Annotated in this window: 19 protein-coding genes and 1 pseudogene; 14 read left to right on the top strand and 6 right to left on the bottom strand. The window is 61.1% G+C overall.

Features of this window, described 5'->3' with window-relative positions:
• A pseudogene (locus tag SIAM614_RS09125) lies at positions 1-746 on the top strand (PP2C family protein-serine/threonine phosphatase); the annotation flags it as partial.
• Positions 747-1,033: 287 nt separating this feature from the next.
• Here SIAM614_RS09125 and SIAM614_RS09120 read toward each other — a convergent pair.
• A complete protein-coding gene (locus SIAM614_RS09120) occupies positions 1,034-2,434 on the bottom strand; it encodes a PepSY-associated TM helix domain-containing protein (protein ID WP_006933839.1) in 1,401 nt (466 codons plus the stop codon).
• 83 nt (positions 2,435-2,517) lie between these two features.
• On the bottom strand, positions 2,518-2,892 hold the full coding sequence (locus SIAM614_RS09115; protein WP_157139749.1) for a DUF2946 family protein: 375 nt from the start codon (positions 2,890-2,892) through the stop codon (positions 2,518-2,520).
• Positions 2,893-3,307: 415 nt separating this feature from the next.
• Here SIAM614_RS09115 and SIAM614_RS09110 point away from each other — a divergent pair, with 415 nt between their 5' ends.
• The 9 genes from SIAM614_RS09110 to SIAM614_RS09070 all read left to right on the top strand — a co-directional run bounded on the left by SIAM614_RS09110 (position 3,308) and on the right by SIAM614_RS09070 (position 11,061).
• Positions 3,308-3,547, top strand: coding sequence for a DUF6732 family protein (locus SIAM614_RS09110; protein WP_006933837.1), 240 nt, complete (start codon positions 3,308-3,310; stop codon positions 3,545-3,547).
• A complete protein-coding gene (locus tag SIAM614_RS09105) occupies positions 3,544-4,731 on the top strand; it encodes a sirohydrochlorin chelatase (RefSeq protein WP_006933833.1) in 1,188 nt (395 codons plus the stop codon). Before SIAM614_RS09110 ends, SIAM614_RS09105 begins: the two co-directional genes overlap by 4 nt.
• A gap of 22 nt (positions 4,732-4,753) precedes the next feature.
• Positions 4,754-5,395, top strand: a complete 642-nt coding sequence (locus tag SIAM614_RS09100) for a precorrin-8X methylmutase (protein WP_208983936.1) — start codon at positions 4,754-4,756, stop codon at positions 5,393-5,395.
• A 1-nt stretch (position 5,396) separates the two neighbouring features.
• On the top strand, positions 5,397-5,651 hold the full coding sequence (locus tag SIAM614_RS09095; RefSeq protein WP_006933829.1) for a hypothetical protein: 255 nt from the start codon (positions 5,397-5,399) through the stop codon (positions 5,649-5,651).
• Positions 5,648-6,862, top strand: coding sequence for a bifunctional cobalt-precorrin-7 (C(5))-methyltransferase/cobalt-precorrin-6B (C(15))-methyltransferase (locus SIAM614_RS09090; RefSeq protein WP_006933826.1), 1,215 nt, complete (start codon positions 5,648-5,650; stop codon positions 6,860-6,862). The genes SIAM614_RS09095 and SIAM614_RS09090 overlap by 4 nt, the downstream gene beginning before the upstream one ends.
• Entirely contained in the window at positions 6,859-7,584 is a 726-nt protein-coding gene (gene cobI / locus SIAM614_RS09085) for a precorrin-2 C(20)-methyltransferase (protein WP_006933824.1), read from the top strand. The genes SIAM614_RS09090 and cobI overlap by 4 nt, the downstream gene beginning before the upstream one ends.
• On the top strand, positions 7,554-9,482 hold the full coding sequence (gene cobJ / locus SIAM614_RS09080) for a precorrin-3B C(17)-methyltransferase (RefSeq protein WP_006933823.1): 1,929 nt from the start codon (positions 7,554-7,556) through the stop codon (positions 9,480-9,482). Before cobI ends, cobJ begins: the two co-directional genes overlap by 31 nt.
• Positions 9,479-10,252 (top strand): precorrin-4 C(11)-methyltransferase, encoded by a 774-nt coding sequence (gene cobM, locus SIAM614_RS09075; RefSeq protein ID WP_006933821.1) that lies wholly within the window; start codon positions 9,479-9,481, stop codon positions 10,250-10,252. Before cobJ ends, cobM begins: the two co-directional genes overlap by 4 nt.
• 179 nt (positions 10,253-10,431) lie before the next feature.
• Positions 10,432-11,061 carry a class I SAM-dependent DNA methyltransferase gene (locus SIAM614_RS09070; RefSeq protein ID WP_006933820.1) on the top strand — a complete coding sequence of 210 codons (630 nt, stop codon included), beginning with the start codon at positions 10,432-10,434 and terminating at the stop codon, positions 11,059-11,061.
• Here the strand turns inward: SIAM614_RS09070 and SIAM614_RS09065 are convergent.
• Both SIAM614_RS09065 and cobA read right to left on the bottom strand, forming a co-directional pair.
• Positions 11,058-12,377, bottom strand: a complete 1,320-nt coding sequence (locus tag SIAM614_RS09065; RefSeq protein ID WP_006933819.1) for a cobyrinate a,c-diamide synthase — start codon at positions 12,375-12,377, stop codon at positions 11,058-11,060. The two genes, SIAM614_RS09070 and SIAM614_RS09065, sit on opposite strands and share 4 nt — an antisense overlap.
• Positions 12,367-13,245 carry a uroporphyrinogen-III C-methyltransferase gene (gene cobA, locus SIAM614_RS09060; RefSeq protein WP_006933817.1) on the bottom strand — a complete coding sequence of 293 codons (879 nt, stop codon included), beginning with the start codon at positions 13,243-13,245 and terminating at the stop codon, positions 12,367-12,369. The genes SIAM614_RS09065 and cobA overlap by 11 nt, the downstream gene beginning before the upstream one ends.
• Positions 13,246-13,375: 130 nt before the next feature.
• Here cobA and SIAM614_RS09055 point away from each other — a divergent pair, with 130 nt between their 5' ends.
• Together SIAM614_RS09055 and SIAM614_RS09050 are read left to right on the top strand one after the other, a co-directional pair.
• The gene (locus SIAM614_RS09055; protein ID WP_040439662.1) at positions 13,376-14,470 is read left to right on the top strand and encodes a cobalt-precorrin-5B (C(1))-methyltransferase; all 1,095 of its coding nucleotides are present in this window, start codon (positions 13,376-13,378) and stop codon (positions 14,468-14,470) included.
• Positions 14,460-15,221 (top strand): cobalt-precorrin-6A reductase, encoded by a 762-nt coding sequence (locus SIAM614_RS09050; protein WP_006933815.1) that lies wholly within the window; start codon positions 14,460-14,462, stop codon positions 15,219-15,221. The genes SIAM614_RS09055 and SIAM614_RS09050 overlap by 11 nt, the downstream gene beginning before the upstream one ends.
• On the opposite strand, the gene SIAM614_RS09045 is transcribed toward SIAM614_RS09050, so the two are convergent.
• Both SIAM614_RS09045 and SIAM614_RS09040 read right to left on the bottom strand, forming a co-directional pair.
• Positions 15,218-16,006, bottom strand: coding sequence for a WecB/TagA/CpsF family glycosyltransferase (locus tag SIAM614_RS09045; RefSeq protein ID WP_006933814.1), 789 nt, complete (start codon positions 16,004-16,006; stop codon positions 15,218-15,220). The two genes, SIAM614_RS09050 and SIAM614_RS09045, sit on opposite strands and share 4 nt — an antisense overlap.
• A gap of 162 nt (positions 16,007-16,168) precedes the next feature.
• Positions 16,169-16,783 carry an LbetaH domain-containing protein gene (locus tag SIAM614_RS09040; RefSeq protein ID WP_006933813.1) on the bottom strand — a complete coding sequence of 205 codons (615 nt, stop codon included), beginning with the start codon at positions 16,781-16,783 and terminating at the stop codon, positions 16,169-16,171.
• 351 nt (positions 16,784-17,134) lie between these two features.
• Between SIAM614_RS09040 and SIAM614_RS09035 the strand changes: the two genes are divergently transcribed.
• Both SIAM614_RS09035 and SIAM614_RS09030 read left to right on the top strand, forming a co-directional pair.
• Positions 17,135-18,355, top strand: coding sequence for a glycosyltransferase (locus SIAM614_RS09035; RefSeq protein WP_157139748.1), 1,221 nt, complete (start codon positions 17,135-17,137; stop codon positions 18,353-18,355).
• Positions 18,352-19,671, top strand: coding sequence for a glycoside hydrolase family 5 protein (locus tag SIAM614_RS09030; RefSeq protein WP_006933810.1), 1,320 nt, complete (start codon positions 18,352-18,354; stop codon positions 19,669-19,671). The genes SIAM614_RS09035 and SIAM614_RS09030 overlap by 4 nt, the downstream gene beginning before the upstream one ends.
• Positions 19,672-19,793: the final 122 nt, after the last annotated feature.

The raw sequence follows: 19,793 nt of genomic DNA, 5'->3' as shown, positions 1-19,793 counted from the left end.
CTCCGGCTGGGAGCGGAAATCGAGGTGGCCCGGCAGATCCAGATGATGGTGCTGCCGACGAAAGACGAGCTGGCGGTATCCATGAACTGGAAATCGCGGCCTTCATGGAGCCGGCGGATGAGGTCGGCGGCGACTATTACGATGTGCTGCAGCTGGACGACAAGGTGAAGGTCGGCATCGGCGACGTGACCGGCCACGGTCTGGAAAGCGGTGTCCTGATGCTGATGGTTCAATCCATCGCGGTCGCCCTGCAGGAGCGCGGGCCGTCAGACCCGCGCCAGTTCCTGGTCGCGCTCAACAGCGCCATCTGCCGAAACCTCAAGCGCACCAAGACAGACAAGCATTTGACCCTGTCTTTCCTCGATTTCGAATCGAACAAGGTGACCTTGTCAGGGCAGCATGAGGAACTGATCATTTTGCGCGAAGATGGCCGTTGCGACATCATCGACACGGTCGATCTCGGCTTCCCGATCGGTCTCGACGAAGACATAGAACCCTTCATTGAAACCAGAGAACTGGCTTTCGGCCCGGGGGATATCATCATCCTCTACACGGATGGTGTTACCGAAGCGGAAGACCCGGACGGGGTGCTGTACGGCCTGGACCGGCTGGTCGCGAGCGCCCGCCAGAATGCAGCGCCCAATGCGGCGCGGGTGCTGGAAGGCATCCTGGCAGACCTCAAGGCCCATATCGATACGCAGACCGTTCATGACGACATCACGCTTATGGTGATCCGGCACAAGTAGAGGGGTGACAGCAGATGAATGCTGCCACCTGACACCAGACGCACAGAGTTTTTCAACATCACCCCGGACAACCACAGCGCTGATCCCGGACCTGTTCGCAATACAGCTTGCTGAAGCAGGTGTTGCTTTTCTGAAGGCGCCACATCTCGCACTTGCTCTGGAAACGAGTGGGCCCCGGGTCTCCCTACGGTCGGCCTGGGTAACACCAATGGTTGCCACGAGGTTGGCGGTCATGACAGGCACCCATCCCAGGGGATGGGTGCCTGTTCAGGCGCTTTGCGTTTGCCTCAACCGATCACCTTTCTCAGCATCGGCACACGTTTGACGACGAGATAGTCCAGCGCCAGGACACTCAGCAGCGTGATGCCGACCAGCGGAAAGGCCAGAGACATGGCGAGCATCAGGATCATCGCACCGCGCCAATGCGGCAGGTCGTCCGGTGTTTTCGGGGCAACGATGCGAAGGGCCGCCCCCTTCGGACGGCGCAGCCACCACATGACCAGCCCGCTGACACACAAAAAGATCACCGACAGGCAGAACAGGGTGTTGAGCACCACATTCCACAGGCCCATGTCGCCTTCGTGAAAGGCAACGCCGACAGCCATGCCCTTGGCCGGCAGCGAATAGTCCTTAAAGCCGACGTCTGCGAGGATCCGGCCAGTGTACCGGTCAATATGCACCGTGCGGTCGACCGTCGGGTTTTCCGAATCGTTGCTCATGGAATCCTGGTTGATAGTCCAGACCCCGGTCTCGCTGCCGGGGAAGTTGACCCGGAACCGCCCCTCATAGCCGATCTGCCGACCGAACGCGGCAATACTGTCCAGATCCACGGGCGTGCCCGGAGCTATTGCGTCGATGCCGGCGCCTGAACCGGACAGCGGCATCCTGGTCTGCTCCAGTCCCCAGGGCACATCCTTGATCGCGCCGTGGTTCATCGATGCGTGAGTATCATCGGAAAGGGGCACGTTGGACCATTTTTCGACGGGAAACGTGCTCCAGGCCTGAACGAATTTCTCTCCCCAGACACCCGCCCAGGAAAGGCCGCTGACCAGGAAGACCAGCAGGACTAAAGAGACATAGGCCCCAATCACCTTGTGCAAGCTCTTCCAGAGTGCACGGCCACTGGTGCGAAAATCCGGCACCAAGGCGGAGCCGCTGCCCGCACGTGGCCACCACAGGTAAAGACCGGTCACGACCAGCACAATGGCAAGGCCGGCCGCGATCTCGATCAGGCGGTCGCCGACGTCACCTATCAAAAGTGTCCCGTGAATGTCGTTCAGGAGATCGTACCAGCCGTCGCGCCGGACCCAGCTCTCGATGACCGAGCCCGTATAGGGATCAACGGCAACCATGTAATTGGCGCCCGCATCCTCGACACGGAAGACATTTGCTCCCTCGGCTGATTTCGCACCGATCCATTCCACCAGGTTTGCCTCCTCCCCGCGGGAGGCAAGCGCGGCTTCCGCCTGGCCGGACAGCGACACAGGTTCACCGGAAACGGCGACCCTTATGCATTCACCGTCACGGCCGTCGAGAATGGAAATATACATCATTGCAAGTCCGGTGACGGCCAGCATGACCAGAAACGGCACGACATAAAGACCGGCATAAAAATGCCAGCGCCAGGCGGCAAGGTAAAACCGGCTGGGGGTGGACGCATCCGTTGCGCCCGAAAAGATTTTGCTCATGGGATCTCCACACCGAAGCGCACCTGGCAGAAAAGGCCGGCTGGACTTCGGGTTCACATTATTCAGATGAAGGTTCGGGAAGATCAGACGATGAGCGGCGGCGCGCGAGCAAAGTTCCGGCCACGGGATGTGCTGGCAGTCCACACATGCGCGGAGAAAGACACCGGCTGGCGGGCGATCTCCTCCTGTCCGAAGACGAAGGAAACCTTGCCAGGAACCGCAAAGGCACCGATGCCGGCAAAAACGCAGTGGTGTGAGGTTTTGTCGTCGGGGCTGTCCTGGTCGGATGCCGGCGGTATTTCAACGCCATTCGCATCCAGCGTGACTGTGCGCAGGCCTTCCGTCGTGCAGAGCGTGACCGTGAAGCCGCCATCCGCGCGCACGTCCGGCATGAAGCCTTTGGGAAGAAGTGCCGTCAGCACGAACGGCAGCAGCAGCAAAAGCCTGACTGCTGCCATCAAGTCCGGATATTTTCGCCGGAAGTGCCCCAAATTCACATCCTTCAGATCGAAAGCGGCCCTTCTGTAATCCAATAGAGCCCGCAAGACAAACCATCGTTTAGCAAAGACGCAAAAGGCTACGCCTGAACAGCAATTAATTGCTGCGAGGAGGTGGTCCGAACGTGCCAAATAATGTCGCTTTCATGCTTGATCCGCTATGGCCACTCCCCTAAGGTGCCGCCACCTGACGGCGTCCCGTGGAGGGACTGAAAGCGATTCCGGATGAGGTTGACCCAAACAGGGGACCAAGGTCGGAGCTGTCCAAGGCATCAGCAGATCACCCGGCCCGGCCGGCTTTTGCGCGTGTTTGCTTTCATTCTTCCCGACGCCTGTTGCCACGCTGCCGATCCGGCATAAGCCACTGGGGAGAGACATGATCAGTCGGACCATCCTTGCAGGCCTTGCGGCCATGCTGCCAACCTCCGCCTTTGCCCATGGGGGCCATCTTGGCGAACTCGCCGGTCATTCCCATTGGGTCGGGGTCGCAGCCCTTGCCGGTGCCGCGCTCGTCGCCGGCATCATTGCCCTCAAAGACAAGAAGCAGAAAAAAGCCGAAGACGCGCCAGAAGCCCGTCCGGAAGACGACGAGACTGCCGGAGAAGCGGCTCAATGAGCGAAAAACTCGGACTGATGATCTGCGGCCATGGCAGCCGCAACAAGGGTGCTGTGAAACAATTTGCCCAGTTGGCGGAAGGCCTGACGGCCCGTTTTCCCGACTGGCCGGTGGAATACGGATATCTGGAATTCGCCAACCCGGTGATTCATGATGGCCTCAACAAGCTGCGCGAGGCCGGCTGCACCCGTGTTCTGGCCGTACCGGGCATGCTGTTTGCCGCAGGTCACGCCAAGAACGACATTCCCTCGGTCCTGAACACCTATCAGGCCATGCATCCGGAGATGACGATCTCCTATGGCCGCGAACTGGCCGTCGACACACGCATGGTGAAAGCCGCTGCTGCCCGCGTGCAGGAGGCAATCGACGCTGCCGACAGCGACGTACCACTGCACGAAACGTTGCTGATGGTGGTTGGGCGCGGTGCTTCCGATCCGGATGCAAATTCCAACGTCTCCAAGATCACCCGCCTGCTGTGGGAAGGGTTCGGTTTCGGCTGGGCGGAAACCTGCTATTCCGGCGTCACTTTCCCGCTGGTCGGCCCCGGTCTCGAACATGCCGCGAAGCTCGGCTACAAGCGCGTTATGGTGTTCCCTTATTTCCTGTTCACCGGCGTTTTGGTGCAGCGGATCTATTCGACCACGGACGAAGTTGCCGCCAAGCATCCCGAGATCGAGTTCCTGAAAGCCGGTTATCTGAACGACCACCCGCAGGTGATCGACACGATGGCCGATCGGGTGCAGGAGATCTTGCAGGGCGCCAATCTGATGAACTGCCAGATGTGCAAGTACCGCGAACAGGTGCTCGGCTTCGAGGCAGAAGTGGGCCTGGCCCAGGAAAGCCACCACCACCATGTGGAAGGCCTCGGCGCGGAAGCGGAATGCCAACTATGCGACGAGATCTGCACCGGTGCCTGTGAAAAAAAGGTGCAGGCGGGCGGCCATCATCACCACGACCACGACCACGACCACGGTCTCCATCATCACGATCATTCCCATGACAATGGTCACGATCACGCGCATCATCATGGCCACTCTCATGATCATTCGCACGAGCATTCACATGGGCATAGCCACGGCCACGGCCACGGGCACGGTCACGGGCATGATCACGATCATCACCACCACCCCTACCCCCACGCAGACCATCCGCACGGCCCCCGGTCGTTGAACCGCGGAGATTGAGGCTGCCGTGAGCACCGAAACCATACCGTCCTACGACTATGAAAAGGACCCGGCGGCGATTTACCGCCAGTCCTTTTCGATCGTGCGGTCGGAAGCAGAGCTGTCTCATCTTCCCGACGGGCTGAAACCGGTCGCGGTGCGGCTGATCCATGCCTGCGGCATGACGGACCTGCCACAGGATCTTGCCTGGTCGGAAGATATCCTGACGGCAGCGCAGGACGCCTTTGCACGGTCCGCGCCGGTGTTTTGCGACGTGGAAATGGTGGTGCATGGTCTCATTCGCTCCCGTCTTCCGGCAGGCTGCGACGTGGTTTGCACATTGAACGACCCCGCGGTTCCGGACCTTGCCAAAGAGCTTGGGACAACCCGTTCCGCCGCTGCGGTGGAGCTGTGGCGTGACAGGCTGGAAGGGGCCATGGTTGCTGTTGGCAATGCGCCGACAGCCCTCTTCCACCTCCTGGAAATGATTGCCGCCGGCGGGCCGAAGCCGGCGCTGGTTCTCGGCTTTCCGGTCGGCTTCGTAGGCGCTGCGGAATCCAAGGACGCCCTGATTTCCAATCCCTTCAAGGTGCCTTTCCTGGCCGTGCGCGGCCGCAGGGGCGGATCGGCCATGGCCGCCGCCGCCGTCAACGCGCTGGCCGCCGGTCTGCCGGAGGAAGCGTAAGATGGCAGCGGATATCCCGAAAGATGCTGAGAAATCACCCGGCCTCAAATCCGTGGGCAGCAAAAAGCCCTTGCGGTCTCGCGGGTTCCTGTCTCAGCCGGGCGGAGCCGTGAAGGTGTCTGCGGAGGGTAGTGGTGACCAGCCGGTCCATCACCGCTCGCGCGGTGCCCGTCAGGTGTCGCCAAGCAGCAATGGCAAACCGCAGGATCTTTCGATTAAGCCGGTGATCAAACCGTATCGCCTGGAGGACAAATGACCTCCGGAACAGACAAGCATCCCTGGCTGACGCTGGTTGGCCTGGGCGAGGATGGCGTTCTGGCGCCAGGCGGTGCAGAAGCCCTGGCAGGCGCTGACATCGTTTATGGCGGCGCCCGCCACCTGGAGCTGACAGGCGGGATCACCGCCGAGAAGCGGACATGGCCCAGCCCCTTTGCGACCGTCTTTGATGATCTGGCTGCACTCAGGCAGAAGCGCGTTGCGGTGTTGGCGACAGGCGATCCCATGTGGTTCGGCATCGGCTCGTCCCTGCTGAAACATTTTCCCGCGCACGAGCTGATCGTGCTGCCGTCGCCTTCCGCCTTCCAGTTGGCAGCGGCGCGCATGGGGTGGGCCTTGCAGGAAACCGAATGCCTGTCGGTTCACGGCCGGCCTGTCGATCTGCTGCGGGCCTCGCTTTATCCGGGCGCGCGGATCCTGTGTCTCACCAGCAATGCGGATACGCCCCGCCAGGTGGCGGATCTTCTGGCCGATGAAGGTTATGGACGCAGCCGGATGACCGTTCTGGAACATCTGGGTGGCACCAAGGAACGGCGCGTCGAAGGCGCTGCGGAAAACTGGTCTGCCGAGGTTGCCGATTTTCACACGCTTGCGCTGGAGGTGGTTGCCGACCCTGGTCTGAGGTTCCGCGCCCGGACACCAGGCCTTGCCGACGACGCCTTTCGCCACGACGGCAAGATGACCAAGCAGGACATCCGCGCCATCACGCTGGCGGAACTGAAACCTCATCCCGGTGCGCTCCTTTGGGATGTTGGCGCGGGTTGCGGTTCGATTGCCATCGAATGGCTGCGGGCCGCCGACCGGACCCGGGCAATCGGCCTGGAGCCACATTTTGAACGCCGGCAGATGGCGGCGGGAAACGCCGCTGCCCTCGGTGTTCCACACCTGAAGCTGCTGGACGCCAGCGCGCCTGAAGGCCTTGAGGATCTGCCGCAGCCGGATGCGATCTTCATTGGCGGCGGCCTGACAGCGCCCGGTGTCATCGAGGTGTGCCTTGCCGCGCTCGGCCGAGGCGGACGTCTTGTCGCCAATGCAGTGACTTTGGAGAGCGAAGCCATACTCCTTTCCGCCTATCAGTCTCATGGAGGCACTTTGAAGAAAGTTTCCGTTCACCGGGCAAGCGCCATCGGCGGCTTGACCGGATGGCGCCCTTTGATGCCCGTAACGCAGTGGAGCCTGACGAAATCATGAGTGGCACCCTCTATGGCATCGGTCTTGGCCCGGGCGATCCGGAGCTGATGACCCTGAAGGCGCACAAGCTGATCGCCAGCGCCCGGGTGATCGCCTACCCTGCGCCCGATTCCGGCGAAAGCTTTGCCCGTTCGATTGCCGCTGACTCGATCCCGGACGGCGTTCGGGAAATTCCGATTGTCGTGCCGATGCGGGTCGACCGGTTTCCGGCTCAGGAGATCTACGACAAGGCGGCCGAAGAGATCGCTGCCGTTCTGGCAAGCGGTGAGGATGTCGTGACCCTGTGCGAGGGAGACCCCTTCTTTTATGGCTCCTTCATGTATCTGTTCGAGCGGCTTTCCGACCGCTTCACCATCGAGATCGTGCCAGGGGTCACCTCGCTGACAGCCTGCGCCGCCCGGCTCAGGCGGCCGCTGACGGCACGCAACGATGTGCTGACTGTCATTCCCGGCCCGCTTCCGGATGCGGACATCCGCCGCAAGATCGAAGAAGCCCAGGCGGTTGCCATCATGAAGGTCGGCCGCCACCTGACACGGCTGAAGACCCTGCTTTCCGACATGGGGCTGCTGGAGAAGGCCGGTTACGTGGAACGTGCCAGCCTGCCGGAACAGAAAGTTCATCGGCTCATCGATCTTGAGACCGACACCGCCCCCTATTTTTCCATGATCCTCATCTACAAGGGAGAAGAAGCGTGGACGCTTCCCCCATCCTACTCGTCCTGAACCAGGCTGGCCTCGCAGCAGCCGAAGTGATCGCCAGACGGTTTTCAACCGCCCGCATCCACGGGCTTGCCGGGCGTGTGCCGACGGCGGACACGCAGTTCAACGAAACGATCGACCATATCCGCCTGCTGTTTCAGGCAGGTCACCCGATTGTCGGTTTCTGTGCCAGCGGCATTCTGATCCGGGCGCTTGCTCCGGTCCTGTCCGACAAGACAACCGAACCGCCAGTGATCGCGGTTTCGGAGGACGGCAAGAGTGTCGTGCCACTTCTCGGCGGGCATCGCGGTGCCAACGAACTGGCCAAGCTTCTGGCCAGCGCTCTCGGTGGACATGCGGCGATCACGACGGCAGGTGACACCAAGCTTGGTGTTGCGCTCGACGCCCCTCCCCGCGGCTGGCGTCTTGCCAATCCGGAAGATGCAAAACCGGTAATGGCCGAGCTGCTCTCCGGCGCTCCCGTCCGCCTGGAAGGCCGCGCCGATTGGCTGAAAGAGGCAAAGCTGCAGCAGACAGACGATGCCGCCATCACGCTGTCGGCAACCGAACAGCCGGAAGAAGCAGGCCCGACGCGGCTGGTCTACCACCCGCAACGCTATGCCGTCGGCGTCGGCTGTGCGCGTGGCTGCGATGCGGCCGAACTGATCGAACTGGTGGAGACGGAGCTGGCGGGAGCCAACATTGCCAAGGGCGCTGTCGCCTGTGTCACGACCATCGACCTCAAGGCCGATGAAGCTGCCGTCAATGCTCTGGCCGTGCATCTGGATGTGCCCTTGCGCGTCTTTTCCGCAGAAGAGCTGCAGCGCGAGACGCCCCGGCTGAAAAACCCCTCTCCTGTCGTTTTCAAGGAAGTCGGCTGTTACGGCGTCTCGGAAGGGGCTGCCCTTGCCGCCTCCGGCGCGTTCGGCACGCTGAAGGTCGAAAAGCAGAAAACCGACAACGCGACCTGTGCCATTGCCCGATCTCCGAAGTGGATCGACAGCGACGCGGTCGGCCGGGCTCGCGGGCATCTGTCCGTTATCGGTATCGGTCCGGGCAAGGACGACTGGCGCACACCGGAGGCCACCAAGCTTCTGGCCGAGGCAACCGACGTTGTCGGCTATTCGCTTTATCTCGACATCGTGGAACAGCACATAACCGGCAAGACCCACCACAACTTCCCGCTTGGTGCGGAAGAGGACCGGGTCCGCTTTGCCCTGGAAGAAGCCGGCAAGGGCAAGAATGTCGCTCTGATTTCATCCGGTGATGCCGGCATCTATGCCATGGGCTCGCTGGTCTATGAGCTGTTGCATCGGAACGAGGAATATGGCGGCGTGTCGGATGCCGCCAAACGGGTCAGCGTTACCAACGCGCCGGGCATTTCCGCCCTTCAGGCCTGCTCCGCCCGTATCGGTGCGCCGCTCGGTCATGATTTCTGTGCGATCTCTCTGTCCGATCTTCTGACCCCGTGGGAAGCGATCGAAAAGCGTCTGCATGCGGCAGCCGAGGGCGATTTCGTGATTGCCTTCTACAACCCGGTGTCCAAACGCCGCCGCACCCAGCTGGCAGCGGCAAAGGAAATCCTTCTGGAGCATCGCTCGGCGGCGACCCCGGTCATTCTCGGGGTCAATCTCGGCCGTCCGGAAGAAACCATCCGTGTCACCAGCCTGCATGCACTCAGCGTCGATGATGTCGACATGCTGACCACCGTTCTGGTCGGCTCGACCAATACACGCACCGTCATGCGCGGCGACGGAAAACCCTTCGTCTATACGCCGCGCGGCTATGCCAAGCGGATCGATGCGCCAAAGGCGGCTGAAACGAACTCAACACCGGCTCCCGCTGCAGCGGCGCCTTCATCGCGGACAGAAGACGAAACGACCGATATTTCCGACATTCTCGAAACGGAAGACAAAGCATGACTGTTCATTTCATTGGCGCCGGACCGGGTGATCCCGATCTCATTACCGTGCGCGGCCTGAAACTCATCCAGTCCTGTCCGGTCTGCCTCTATGCGGGCTCGCTGGTGCCAGAACAGATCGTCGCCGCAGCTCCCGAAGATGCACGGGTGATCGACACGGCCCCGATGACGCTGGACGACATCATCGACGAGATCAAGACCGCCCATGAAAAGGGCCAGGACGTTGCCCGGGTTCATTCCGGAGACCCGTCCATCTATGGTGCGACGGCGGAACAGATGCGCCGGCTGGATGCGCTCGGCATCGCCTATGACGTCACCCCCGGCGTCCCGGCCTTTGCAGCTGCTGCTGCCGCGCTCAAGACCGAGTTGACCATTCCGGAAGTTGCCCAGACCATCATCGTTACCCGCACGGCGATGAAATCTTCGGCGATGCCGAACAACGAGGATCTGGACACGCTCGGCAAAAGCGGGGCGACGCTGGCAATCCACCTGTCGATCCGGAACCTGCGCGAAGTCGAGCGCCAGTTGACGCCGCATTATGGCGCCGATTGCCCGGTGATCGTCGCCTACCGTGTCGGCTGGCCGGACGAGGCCTTTATCCACGGCACGCTGTCGACAATTGCCGCGGAAGTGCGCGCCGCCAAGATCACCCGCACGGCGTTGGTCTTCGTCGGCCATGCCCTGAAACCTGCTGCCGATTTCCGCGACAGCGCCCTTTACGACGCCGACCACGTGCATGTGCTGCGTCCAAAGAAGAAGGCGAAAGCCTGAGGAACCGGCGGAAATTTCATGCTTCACGACCTTCCACTACCTGCCGCTAGTGGCGAGTTGAAGGTCGCGGAATGCTTTGCAGGTTTCTCGAGCGATGGTTTGCCTGACCGAGAGCGGTCATTTGCATCGCGCTCCTGCCCTCGCCTAGGGTGTGGACTCAATTCACACAGGAGCGCGCCATGCACGATGAAAACCCTCTTCTGAAACAGGCGATTTCTCTCACCGGCGATCCAGACGCCATACGCGATTTTTACGCGGATTGGGCTGACACCTACGACGACGATCTGCTTCAGGCCATCGGCTATGTCGGTCCCAGGATTGCAGCGGAAGCCCTGGTCAAGCGCGTGCCGGAAACAGCCCTCGTGCTGGACGCCGGCTGCGGCACCGGCCTTGTCGGGAGCGAGCTGAACAGTCGCAATTCAGCCCTGACCATTGACGGTATCGATCTGACACCGGCGATGCTGGAGCATTCGCGCAGCCGTGGGATCTACCGCAATCTTTCCCAGGCCGACATGATGGGCCCGCTCTCAAGCATTGACGACAACATTTATGACGGCATCGTCAGCGCAGGCGTCTTCACGAATGGCCATGTGGGTCCGAAAGGGATCGATGAACTGCTGCGCATTGCCAAGCCGGGCGCTCCCATCGTCCTGACAGTGCGCGATAGCGCCTGGGAAGCCGACGGCTTCAAGGCCAAGGTCGAAAAGCTGGAAAAGGACGGCAAGACAAGGACGCTGGAAATCACCCACAGTCCCTATCACACCAAGGAAGACGTCTATTGCGAGCTGGTCGTGCTTGAGGTGATTTAGGCGAGCGCGATGACATGGGCAAAGGAGCCCATGACCGATCCGGAGCGCAGCCCCATCTGCGCCAGTTCGGTTCCTTCGGCATCTTCGGCTGAAAACAGCCGTTCTGCCGCACCTTCCGAAACTATGGAAGCATAGTGGAATTCGTGGACGGACAGCGGCCTTTGCCACGGCAGGCCACTCAGCGCTTTAGCCTTCCGGTAGCCGAGATGGCGCTTTCGGGTCTCGAACGATGTCTCCAGCGGCAATAGCCCCAGCATTTCATGACGGGTGCCTTCGGCGTCAACCATACCTGCGCCGAGGGTCATGTAACCGCCGCACTCGCCGTAGATCAGCGCGCCTGTGCTGGCGGCGTTCAAGATACCGGCTCTGAACGTACGCGCCGAGGCCAGCTTTCCGGCATGAAGTTCAGGATAACCGCCGGGCAGAAAGATTGCATCGGCACCCGGAGCCGGTGCTTCATCAGCCAGCGGCGAGAAAAAGTGGAGCTCTGCCCCCTGTCTTTGCCAGAACTCCAGCATATGCGGATAGGAAAAGGCAAAGGCGACGTCCCGCGCGATGGAGATGCGCTGACCGAGCGGAGCGGGCAGGTTTTCCGTGGCATGTGCGGTGGTGGCAAGAGGAGCGGCCAAGGCATTCAGGCGGTTCAGGTCGATCTGCCGGGCGCAAATCTCTCCTGCCTTTTCCAGAAAGGTTTCCAGATCCGGGTGTTCGCCCGCCTGGACGAGACCCAGGTGGCGTTCCGGCAGGACAAGGTCCTGTGAACGTGGCAAGGCCCCCAGAACATCGATCTCGAGGGGGGCCAGAGCCGTGCGCAGCATGGCTTCGTGACGCGGACTGCCAACCCGGTTGAGGATGACGCCTGCAAGAGTGATATCCGGCCGGAAGCTTTGAAACCCGTGAACAAGCGCTGCGACAGACTGGGCCTGCTTGCCGCAATCAACGACAAGAATCACCGGCAAATGCAGGCTTGCCGCCAGATCGGCTGCAGAGCCCTTGCCGCTGGCCGCCCCGTCAAACAGCCCCATGGCACCTTCAACCACGAGAATATCGCGCCCCTTAGCCTGGCGGCCTGCGAGCGACTGCAGCGTTGCCCGGTCCATCGCCCAGGCATCGAGATTGATACAGGGCGTTCCGCTGGCAGCTTCGTGAAATCTCGGATCGATATAATCCGGGCCCGATTTGGCCGAGGCCACCGTGCAACCAGAGGACTTCAGTGCACGCAGCAGTGCAAGTGTCAGTGTGGTTTTGCCGGCCCCTGATGACGGCGCCGCGATCAGGACACCTCTGGCATCTGCCGTGCCAGTGTCAGCCGGCATCGGCGGTACGGTGCGCTACACGGATGCCTAGCGGATCACTGTCGAGCACCTTGCCGGACAGGGCTCCGAGCCAGTCGAGCCCCTTGCGCAGGCGCACCACTTCCCCGACACACACGACTGCCGGAGGTTCGATACCCGCGGCCTTGGCCTCTTCAGCGCAGCGGCCGAGGGTGGTTTCCAGAACGTCCTGGCCCGAAAGGGACGCATTGCACACGATTCCCACAGGCTCATCCACAGACCGTCCACCGGCAATCAGTTTGCCGGCTATGACGTCCAGATGCTTCATCGCCATATACATGACAATGACCGGAGAGCCCTTGGCGATGCCGTCCCAGTTGATTGCGTCGGGTGTCAGGCCTGTCTGGTCATGGCCGGTCAGGAAAGTCACGGCCTGATTGCAATCGCGGTGCGTTGCGGGAATGCCCGCGTAGGCAAGACCGCCGATACCGGCGGTAATGCCCGGAATAATGCGGAACGGCACACCGGCCTCGACAAGTCCAAGGGCTTCCTCACCGCCACGGCCAAATACAAAGGGATCGCCCCCCTTCAGGCGAAGTACGCGCTTGCCCTCACGGGCGTAATCGATCAGCTTCAAGGTGATATCGCGCTGCTTCGGGCTCGGCTTGCCGCCGCGCTTGCCCGCATAGTCCGTCACGGCTCCGGGTTTGACCCAGGCAAGAATGCTCTGATCGACAAGAGCATCAAATACGACGACATCGGCCTGACGCAGGCCGTTGAGCGCATGCAGCGTCAGAAGGCCCGGATCGCCCGGCCCCGCGCCCGCAAGCCAAACCCAGCCGGGCTCGAACACCGGAAGGCCACCCGGCACGCCCTCAGGCAGTCTGTTGTCGTCGTCGTTACCAATCATGGTTCCTGTTTACCCGTGTGGCCCGGCAACGCCAAGCGCTTCGGCGATCAAAAACGATGCGAAAACGACATTTCATCGCGCACATAAACTAATCTGCGCAAAGCGGAAATTGATCGTCTATAGAAAGAGCATGTCGAAGGAAGAGCCAAAAGAGCTGCGGCGGGGCTGGACGACAGGAGCCTGTGCGACAGCGGCTGCCAAGGCGGCGTATCAGGCCCTTTTGACCGGCGATTTCCCCGATCCGGTCGAAATCACCCTGCCAAAGGGTGGAACGACTGCCTTTGCCCTCACCCGGCACACCCTTTCAGGATCAACGGCGTCGGCAGCCATCATCAAGGATGCGGGCGACGACCCCGACGTGACCCATGGCGCGTTGGTAAGCGCGACCGTCAGCCTGTTGCCGAAGGGCACCGGGGTGGTCTTCAAGGCCGGAGATGGCGTCGGCACCGTCACAAGACCCGGTCTGCCGATCCCGCCAGGGGAACCTGCCATCAATCCGGTTCCGCGCCAGATGATGCGAACGGCGATCGAAGAGGTTGCCGAGCAGCACCGCGGTGCCGGTGATGTCGAGATAACCGTCTCGATCGAAGGCGGAGCGGAGCTCGCTCTCAAGACGATGAACCCCCGGCTCGGCATCCTGGGCGGACTGTCCGTCCTGGGCACGACCGGCATTGTCCGCCCGTTCTCCTGTGCGGCCTGGATCGCGTCCATTCACCGGGGGGTTGATGTTGCCCGCGCGGTCGGGCTTGGCCATGTGGTCGGCGCAACCGGCGCCAGTTCCGAAGATGCGGTGAAGGCCCGTTACGACCTGGACGAAACCGCCTATCTCGATATGGGCGATTTCGCCGGCGGTTTGCTCAAATACCTGCGCAGTCATCCGGTCGACCGGCTGACCCTTGCCGGCGGCTTTGCGAAATTCACCAAGCTGGCACAAGGGGCGCTCGACCTGCATTCGGCCCGCAGCTCCGTCGACTTTTCCTTCCTGCAGGATCTTCTGCGGCAGGAAAACGCTCCCGGCGACCTGATCGAACAGGCAGCTTCGGCCAATACGGCCAAGGAGGTGCTGGACGCCTCCCTGGCTGCCGGTATCGATCTGAGTGGCCCGCTTGCCCGCAGAACGAAAACCGCCGTCCGCCAGATCCTGCGTGATGCGCCGGTGGATGTGGAAGTGCTGATCACCGATCGGCAGGGCAAGGTGCTGGGGGAAACCGGCTTTGACCGCTGAGGCTAATCATATCCTGCTCCTTGCCGGGACAAGCGAAGCCAGGCAGCTTGGCAAAACCCTGGCGGAGACATTTCCGGAAAGTCGCCTGACCGCGTCCTTTGCCGGGGTGGTTCGCGATTTGCCCGATCTTGGTGTGCCCACGCGGGTCGGCGGCTTCGGCGGCGTCGAAGGTTTACTCGCCTATCTGCGGCAGGAAAAAATTACGGCCATTGTCGACGCGACCCATCCGTTCGCCGCCCAGATGAGCCACAACGCAGCCGAAGCGGCGAAGACACTCAAGCTACCGCTGCTGCGGTTGGAACGGCCCTCCTGGCAGCCCGGCGAAAGCGACCGCTGGACACATGTCGTCTCCATGGACGAGGCAGCCATGGCCCTGCCAACCGGTGCACGAGCTTTCCTGGCTATCGGCCGCAAGGAGATCGAGCGCTTTACCCATCGCACCGATATTTTCGGCCTTGCAAGGATGATCGAGCCTCCGCCAGCCCCGTTGCCGGGGTCCTGGGAGCTGCTTCTTTCCCGTCCGCCGACATCAGCCGCCGAGGAAATCTCGCTATTTCGGGACAGGAACATCACGCATGTGGTCACGAAAAACAGTGGTGGCAGTCGGTCCATTGCCAAGATCGAGGCAGCGCGCGCCCTGAAACTTCCCGTCATCATGATCGCCCGGCCGCAGCTTCCTGACGCCGAAACCGCTCCGACGGTTGCAGCGCTCGTCGACCGGTTGAGGCAGATACTTGCAAACAGGAATTAGCGCGAGCCGCTGGATCTTGAGAACCTGATTTTCATCAGCGCAAACAGAAAGCGCGGAATTCCGATCACATACCGGCGGAACAGTCGGCGTGGTTCCTGCATCAGGCGGAACAGCCATTCCAGACCCGCAGCCTGGACAATCTTCGGAGCCCGGACAACTGCGCCCGACATGAAGTCGAACAGCGCCCCGACCCCGATCGCGACCGGAACGGACAAGGCAGACCGGTTCTCCACGATGAAATACTCCTGCCGCGGATTGCCCATGGCGACCAGCAACAGGTCCGGATTTGCGGCATTGATCCCCTCGCACAGGCCGTCAATTTCATCCTGTGAGAAATAGCCGTCCCGGTACCCGACCACGTGGTGTTTCGGGTAGGCAGTCTCGATGTGTTCCTTGGCAAGCCTGACCTGCTCTTCCTTGGCTCCAAGCAGATAGATCCGCAGCGGAATACCGATATTGGCCAGGATTCGCGGGATGAGATCCGTACCGTTCAGGTTCTCCGGGAAAGGCTTTTCCTTGAGAAGCTTGCTGGCAAGGCTGATGCCGATGCCGTCGTTCAGGAGCGTCATCTTCTGGAGCGTTGCGGCGTACCGGGGGTCGTCCAGAGCAGACAGGAGCGTATGAGCGTTGCATATGGCAATATCGAGTTTCCGGCGATTTTGCACGGCCGACTCGACAAGTTGAATCGCATCCCGGGAGCGAAAGCGCCCGATGGCAAACGGACCGATGGCGGTTGCTTCGATCCGGCTCCCCAGCAATTCACTTTCGAAATCTCTTGCCAGCATTCCGATCCCAGCCTCACCAATGCGTCCGCCCCGTTCGCGTCAGAGGCGCGCGCATCCGAGCAATACCCGATTTGTCTCTAAGCAGTTGTAAACATAGCCGTTAGAAAGTGCGTAGTTACCGATATTTAATTGGCCGCGGGCGAGCCCGATTTGGCGGGAAAATCAGTCAGCGGTTTCCAGCGGCTCCCGCCACCCCCGTTTCGGCACATCGTTGCGTTCAAACCGCTGCCGTTCCTTGAGCGGTTTGGCAGGATTGCCGGCATAAACGGTCCAGGGTGCCAGATCCTTGACCGTCACCGCACGCGCTCCCAGAACAGCCCCCTCACCCACGCGAACCCCGGGGCCGACAAAGGCTTCCGCGGCAACCCAGCTATAGGCTTCCAGAACGATGGGCTTTGCGATCAGCAGGAACTTGTCGTCGTTGATGTCATGTGTACCGGCGCAAATGTGCGCGCGCTTGGAAACAACGCCGTACCGGCCGATGGTAACCGGCCCCATGTTGTAGATATCCGCACCATCGGCGATGGCGGCAAAGTCTTCCAGAATCAGATTGCCCGGATGCCAGATCCGGGCGGAAGGAGCGACATAGACCCCTTGCCCGACGGTTGCGCCGAACCGGCGCAGCAGCCATCGGCGCCAGCCATGCAGAGGTTGCGTCCAGGACGCCAGAAGGAACCAGACGATCCCCCAGAGAATGCGGAACAGCCTGTTCTTCAAGCCGAAGCTTTGCGCGCCGAGCGCTCTGGCATCCCTGTCTTCGTCGATCCGGTCCGGCATACATCTTTCTCCCCTGCAGTTTCCCTCTGCTATTTGCTGGCAAGACGCGTTCCGCTCATCAAAAGAACGGGTCACCGTCTGAAGGTCTGCACGCCGGCACTGTGCCGAACCGGCGTTTAAAGTTAGTTATTTTTGTCGATTGTTCGATATTGGTTTCCTCAAACCCTGCAGAATGCCGTTCGCAGGTCCGTTGCGCGGTGTCATTCACTCTTTATTGAAACGTGATGATGGAAGTTTGCTCCGGAATTGACGATCTGACACGCTGGCGGGCCCTCTTTCGTCTTGTTGAATTCAAAATCCGATGTGCGCGGCGCAATCGTTCTGCCGCTGACGTTCGCTGCGGGGGAGATTATGGACACACGGACTGAATTCAGTGAAGCGGACACCGCAGCACCCCTCATCCTGCATCTGAGCGCCGACTACCCAAATCCGCAGCAATTTCACCGCAGAACCACGGCGATCCAGCGTCTGGTCACCGGCACGGATTACGGCAGGCACGTTGTCGTGACCATGGACAGGACCAGTCTGCCCTGGAAGGCCTGCTTCATGGATTGCGGTGAAGACAAGGGGGTACGGCTCTACTCGTACCGTTACTTCGGCCTGCCAATGGGTTTCGGTCTCGCCATGGCGATGCGCCGCGTCGCGCGGCACGTCCTGAAGACCATGAAGGCGGAGCATGGCCTGCCGGCCCTCGTCCATGCGCACAAGCTTTCGTTCGAGGGCATTGCGGGATTGTGGCTGGTGGAGCGGTTCGGACCGGATACGCGGCTGTTCGTTTCCGTTCGCGGCGAATCCGAGCGCAAGGTTCTGCTGTTCAAGCCGACCTACCGCAACCTGATGCGCCGCATCGCGGCGCGTGCAGACAAGATCTACCATATCTCCGCCTGGTTCCGGGACACCTACCACCGGTATGTCCCCGAACAGCCGGAGAAGGAAAGACTGCTTCCCAACATTGTCGGCAACTCCACGAGCAAGGTGCCGGTAAAGGATCCGATCCCCAGGTTCGTGAGTGTGTTCGATCTGGACATGCGGAAACGGAAGGGGATGTCTGACCTTTTGCAGGGCTTTGCCGCCTTCAGAAAAACACATCCCGGTATCGGTCTGGATCTGATCGGTCCCGGCAGTCCGGAGGCGGTCGAGGCTGCCAAAAAGGAAATTGCCGACCTGGGTCTCGGCGGCAGCGTTGAGATCCTCGGGCCCATGGACAGCAAGACCCTGTTCGAGGTCCTGCCGAACTATCTGGCCATGGCACTGGTCAGCTACAACGAGACCTTCGGGATGGTCTATCTGGAAGCATTGTTTGCCGGACTGCCGATCATCTATGGCAAGGACACGGGCATCGACGGCTATCTGGACGACATCGACGTCGGTATCGGCGTGAAGCCCGGCGATGTCGCAGGCATAGCGGCGGCTTTCACGGATCTGGCCGAAAAGTCTGATCACTATCGCAACCAGATCGTGGCAAGTGAGCAAATCTTGCACGACCGGTTCAACCCTGCAATGATCCTCGAGAGTTACCGTCAGGACCTGGAAGCCATCTTGAATCCCGCTCAGCAACGGAGCCGCATGTGACTGCAAGAAAGCCGAAGCGCCTCTGGTCCTGGCTGACCACGATTGCCTTTGGCGTGGCTTTCCTCGTTTTTGCGGCCGGTTTTCTCTATCTGGATGAACGTCAGAACGCCATTGCCGCCGGTGTCCAGGCAGTGCCGGAAACCACCGTTTCGATCCCCAAGTTCAAGCGCGGCGTCAACGTCTCCCGCCTGCAAAGCTTCGCTTACCGCGACCCGAAACGCCCGGGAAAATATCTGTGGCCGCCGTTTCAGGGCGAGCTTTCGAAAGTTTCCGACGCCGAACTTGAAAGACTACGCGCCCTCGGGTTCGACTTCATTCGCCTTCCGATTGACGCCGGCGTCTTTCTGGCCGCGACGGACAGCGAACGGCGCATTCTGCTGGACGATATGAAGTCCATCACCGTTCGCCTGCTGGACAGCGGCTTTGCCGTGATGGTCGACATACACCCGGCCACCTACCTGACGGACTGGACCCCTGCCGACATCTTGAAAGAAGCTCCGGGCCCCCGCTTTCAGGCCTATGCCGATCTCTTGGAAGATGTGGCCAAACGGATCCGCGATCTGCCGACGGACAAGGTCGCGCTGGAGCTTATGAACGAACCGCAGGGCGTGTGCTTCCGGGAAGACGGACAGGACTGGTCCGTGTCTCAAAAGCAGCTCTACGACAGGGTGCGCAGCGTTGCGCCGGATCTGCCGATTGTGCTGACACCGGGGTGCTGGCGTTCCCTGGAAGGTCTCGAATACATGAGCCTGGAGGGTTACGACGACAAGATCATCGTCGACTTCCATTTCTACGAGCCTTTCTATTTCACCCACCAGTCTCTGCCGTGGGTGCTGGACCCGCTGCGCTACATCGCCGGCCTCAGCTACCCCTGGACCGCGGGCAATGTTGAGACCGCAGAAGAGAGGACGCGGCAGCACATCGCGGCCTTGAAGGCGGCGGATGTCGACGTTCCCGACTATGCCTTCGACAAGGCGATGGATGGTGTCCTGGACTACTACAAACGAAAGAGACCCGACCGGGCTTTCATCGAAAGCCGGTTCGACACGATCTCGCAGTGGGTGGACAAACACGGCATCGCCCCTGACCAGATCGTGCTCGGCGAATTCAGCGCCATCCGTCCGCCGAAGGGTCTTCCGGACGACGGCAGCCGGCTCGCGTGGATCAAGGACGTGCGCACCGTCGTGGAAGAACGCGGCTTCGGCTGGGCCCTCTGGGACTACTATGAAGGCTTCGGCCTTATGACCGACAACGTCAAGAGAACCGTCGAGCCGGGAATGGTCGACGCGTTGGGATTGAACGCCAACGCGTTGTGAGTCTCGCAAGCCGCACGGGTGCGGCCGGGGCCGGATTTTAAGTCGACTGTGCGAAAAGGCGGCTGGTAGATTGAGCCGGTGCCTGCGAATCATGCCTAGTGACTGACTTGAAGGCTGAGGTC

The organism is Roseibium aggregatum IAM 12614 (assembly GCF_000168975.1).
Taxonomy (GTDB): domain Bacteria; phylum Pseudomonadota; class Alphaproteobacteria; order Rhizobiales; family Stappiaceae; genus Roseibium; species Roseibium aggregatum.
This window is presented reverse-complemented; position numbering and strand designations above follow the sequence as displayed.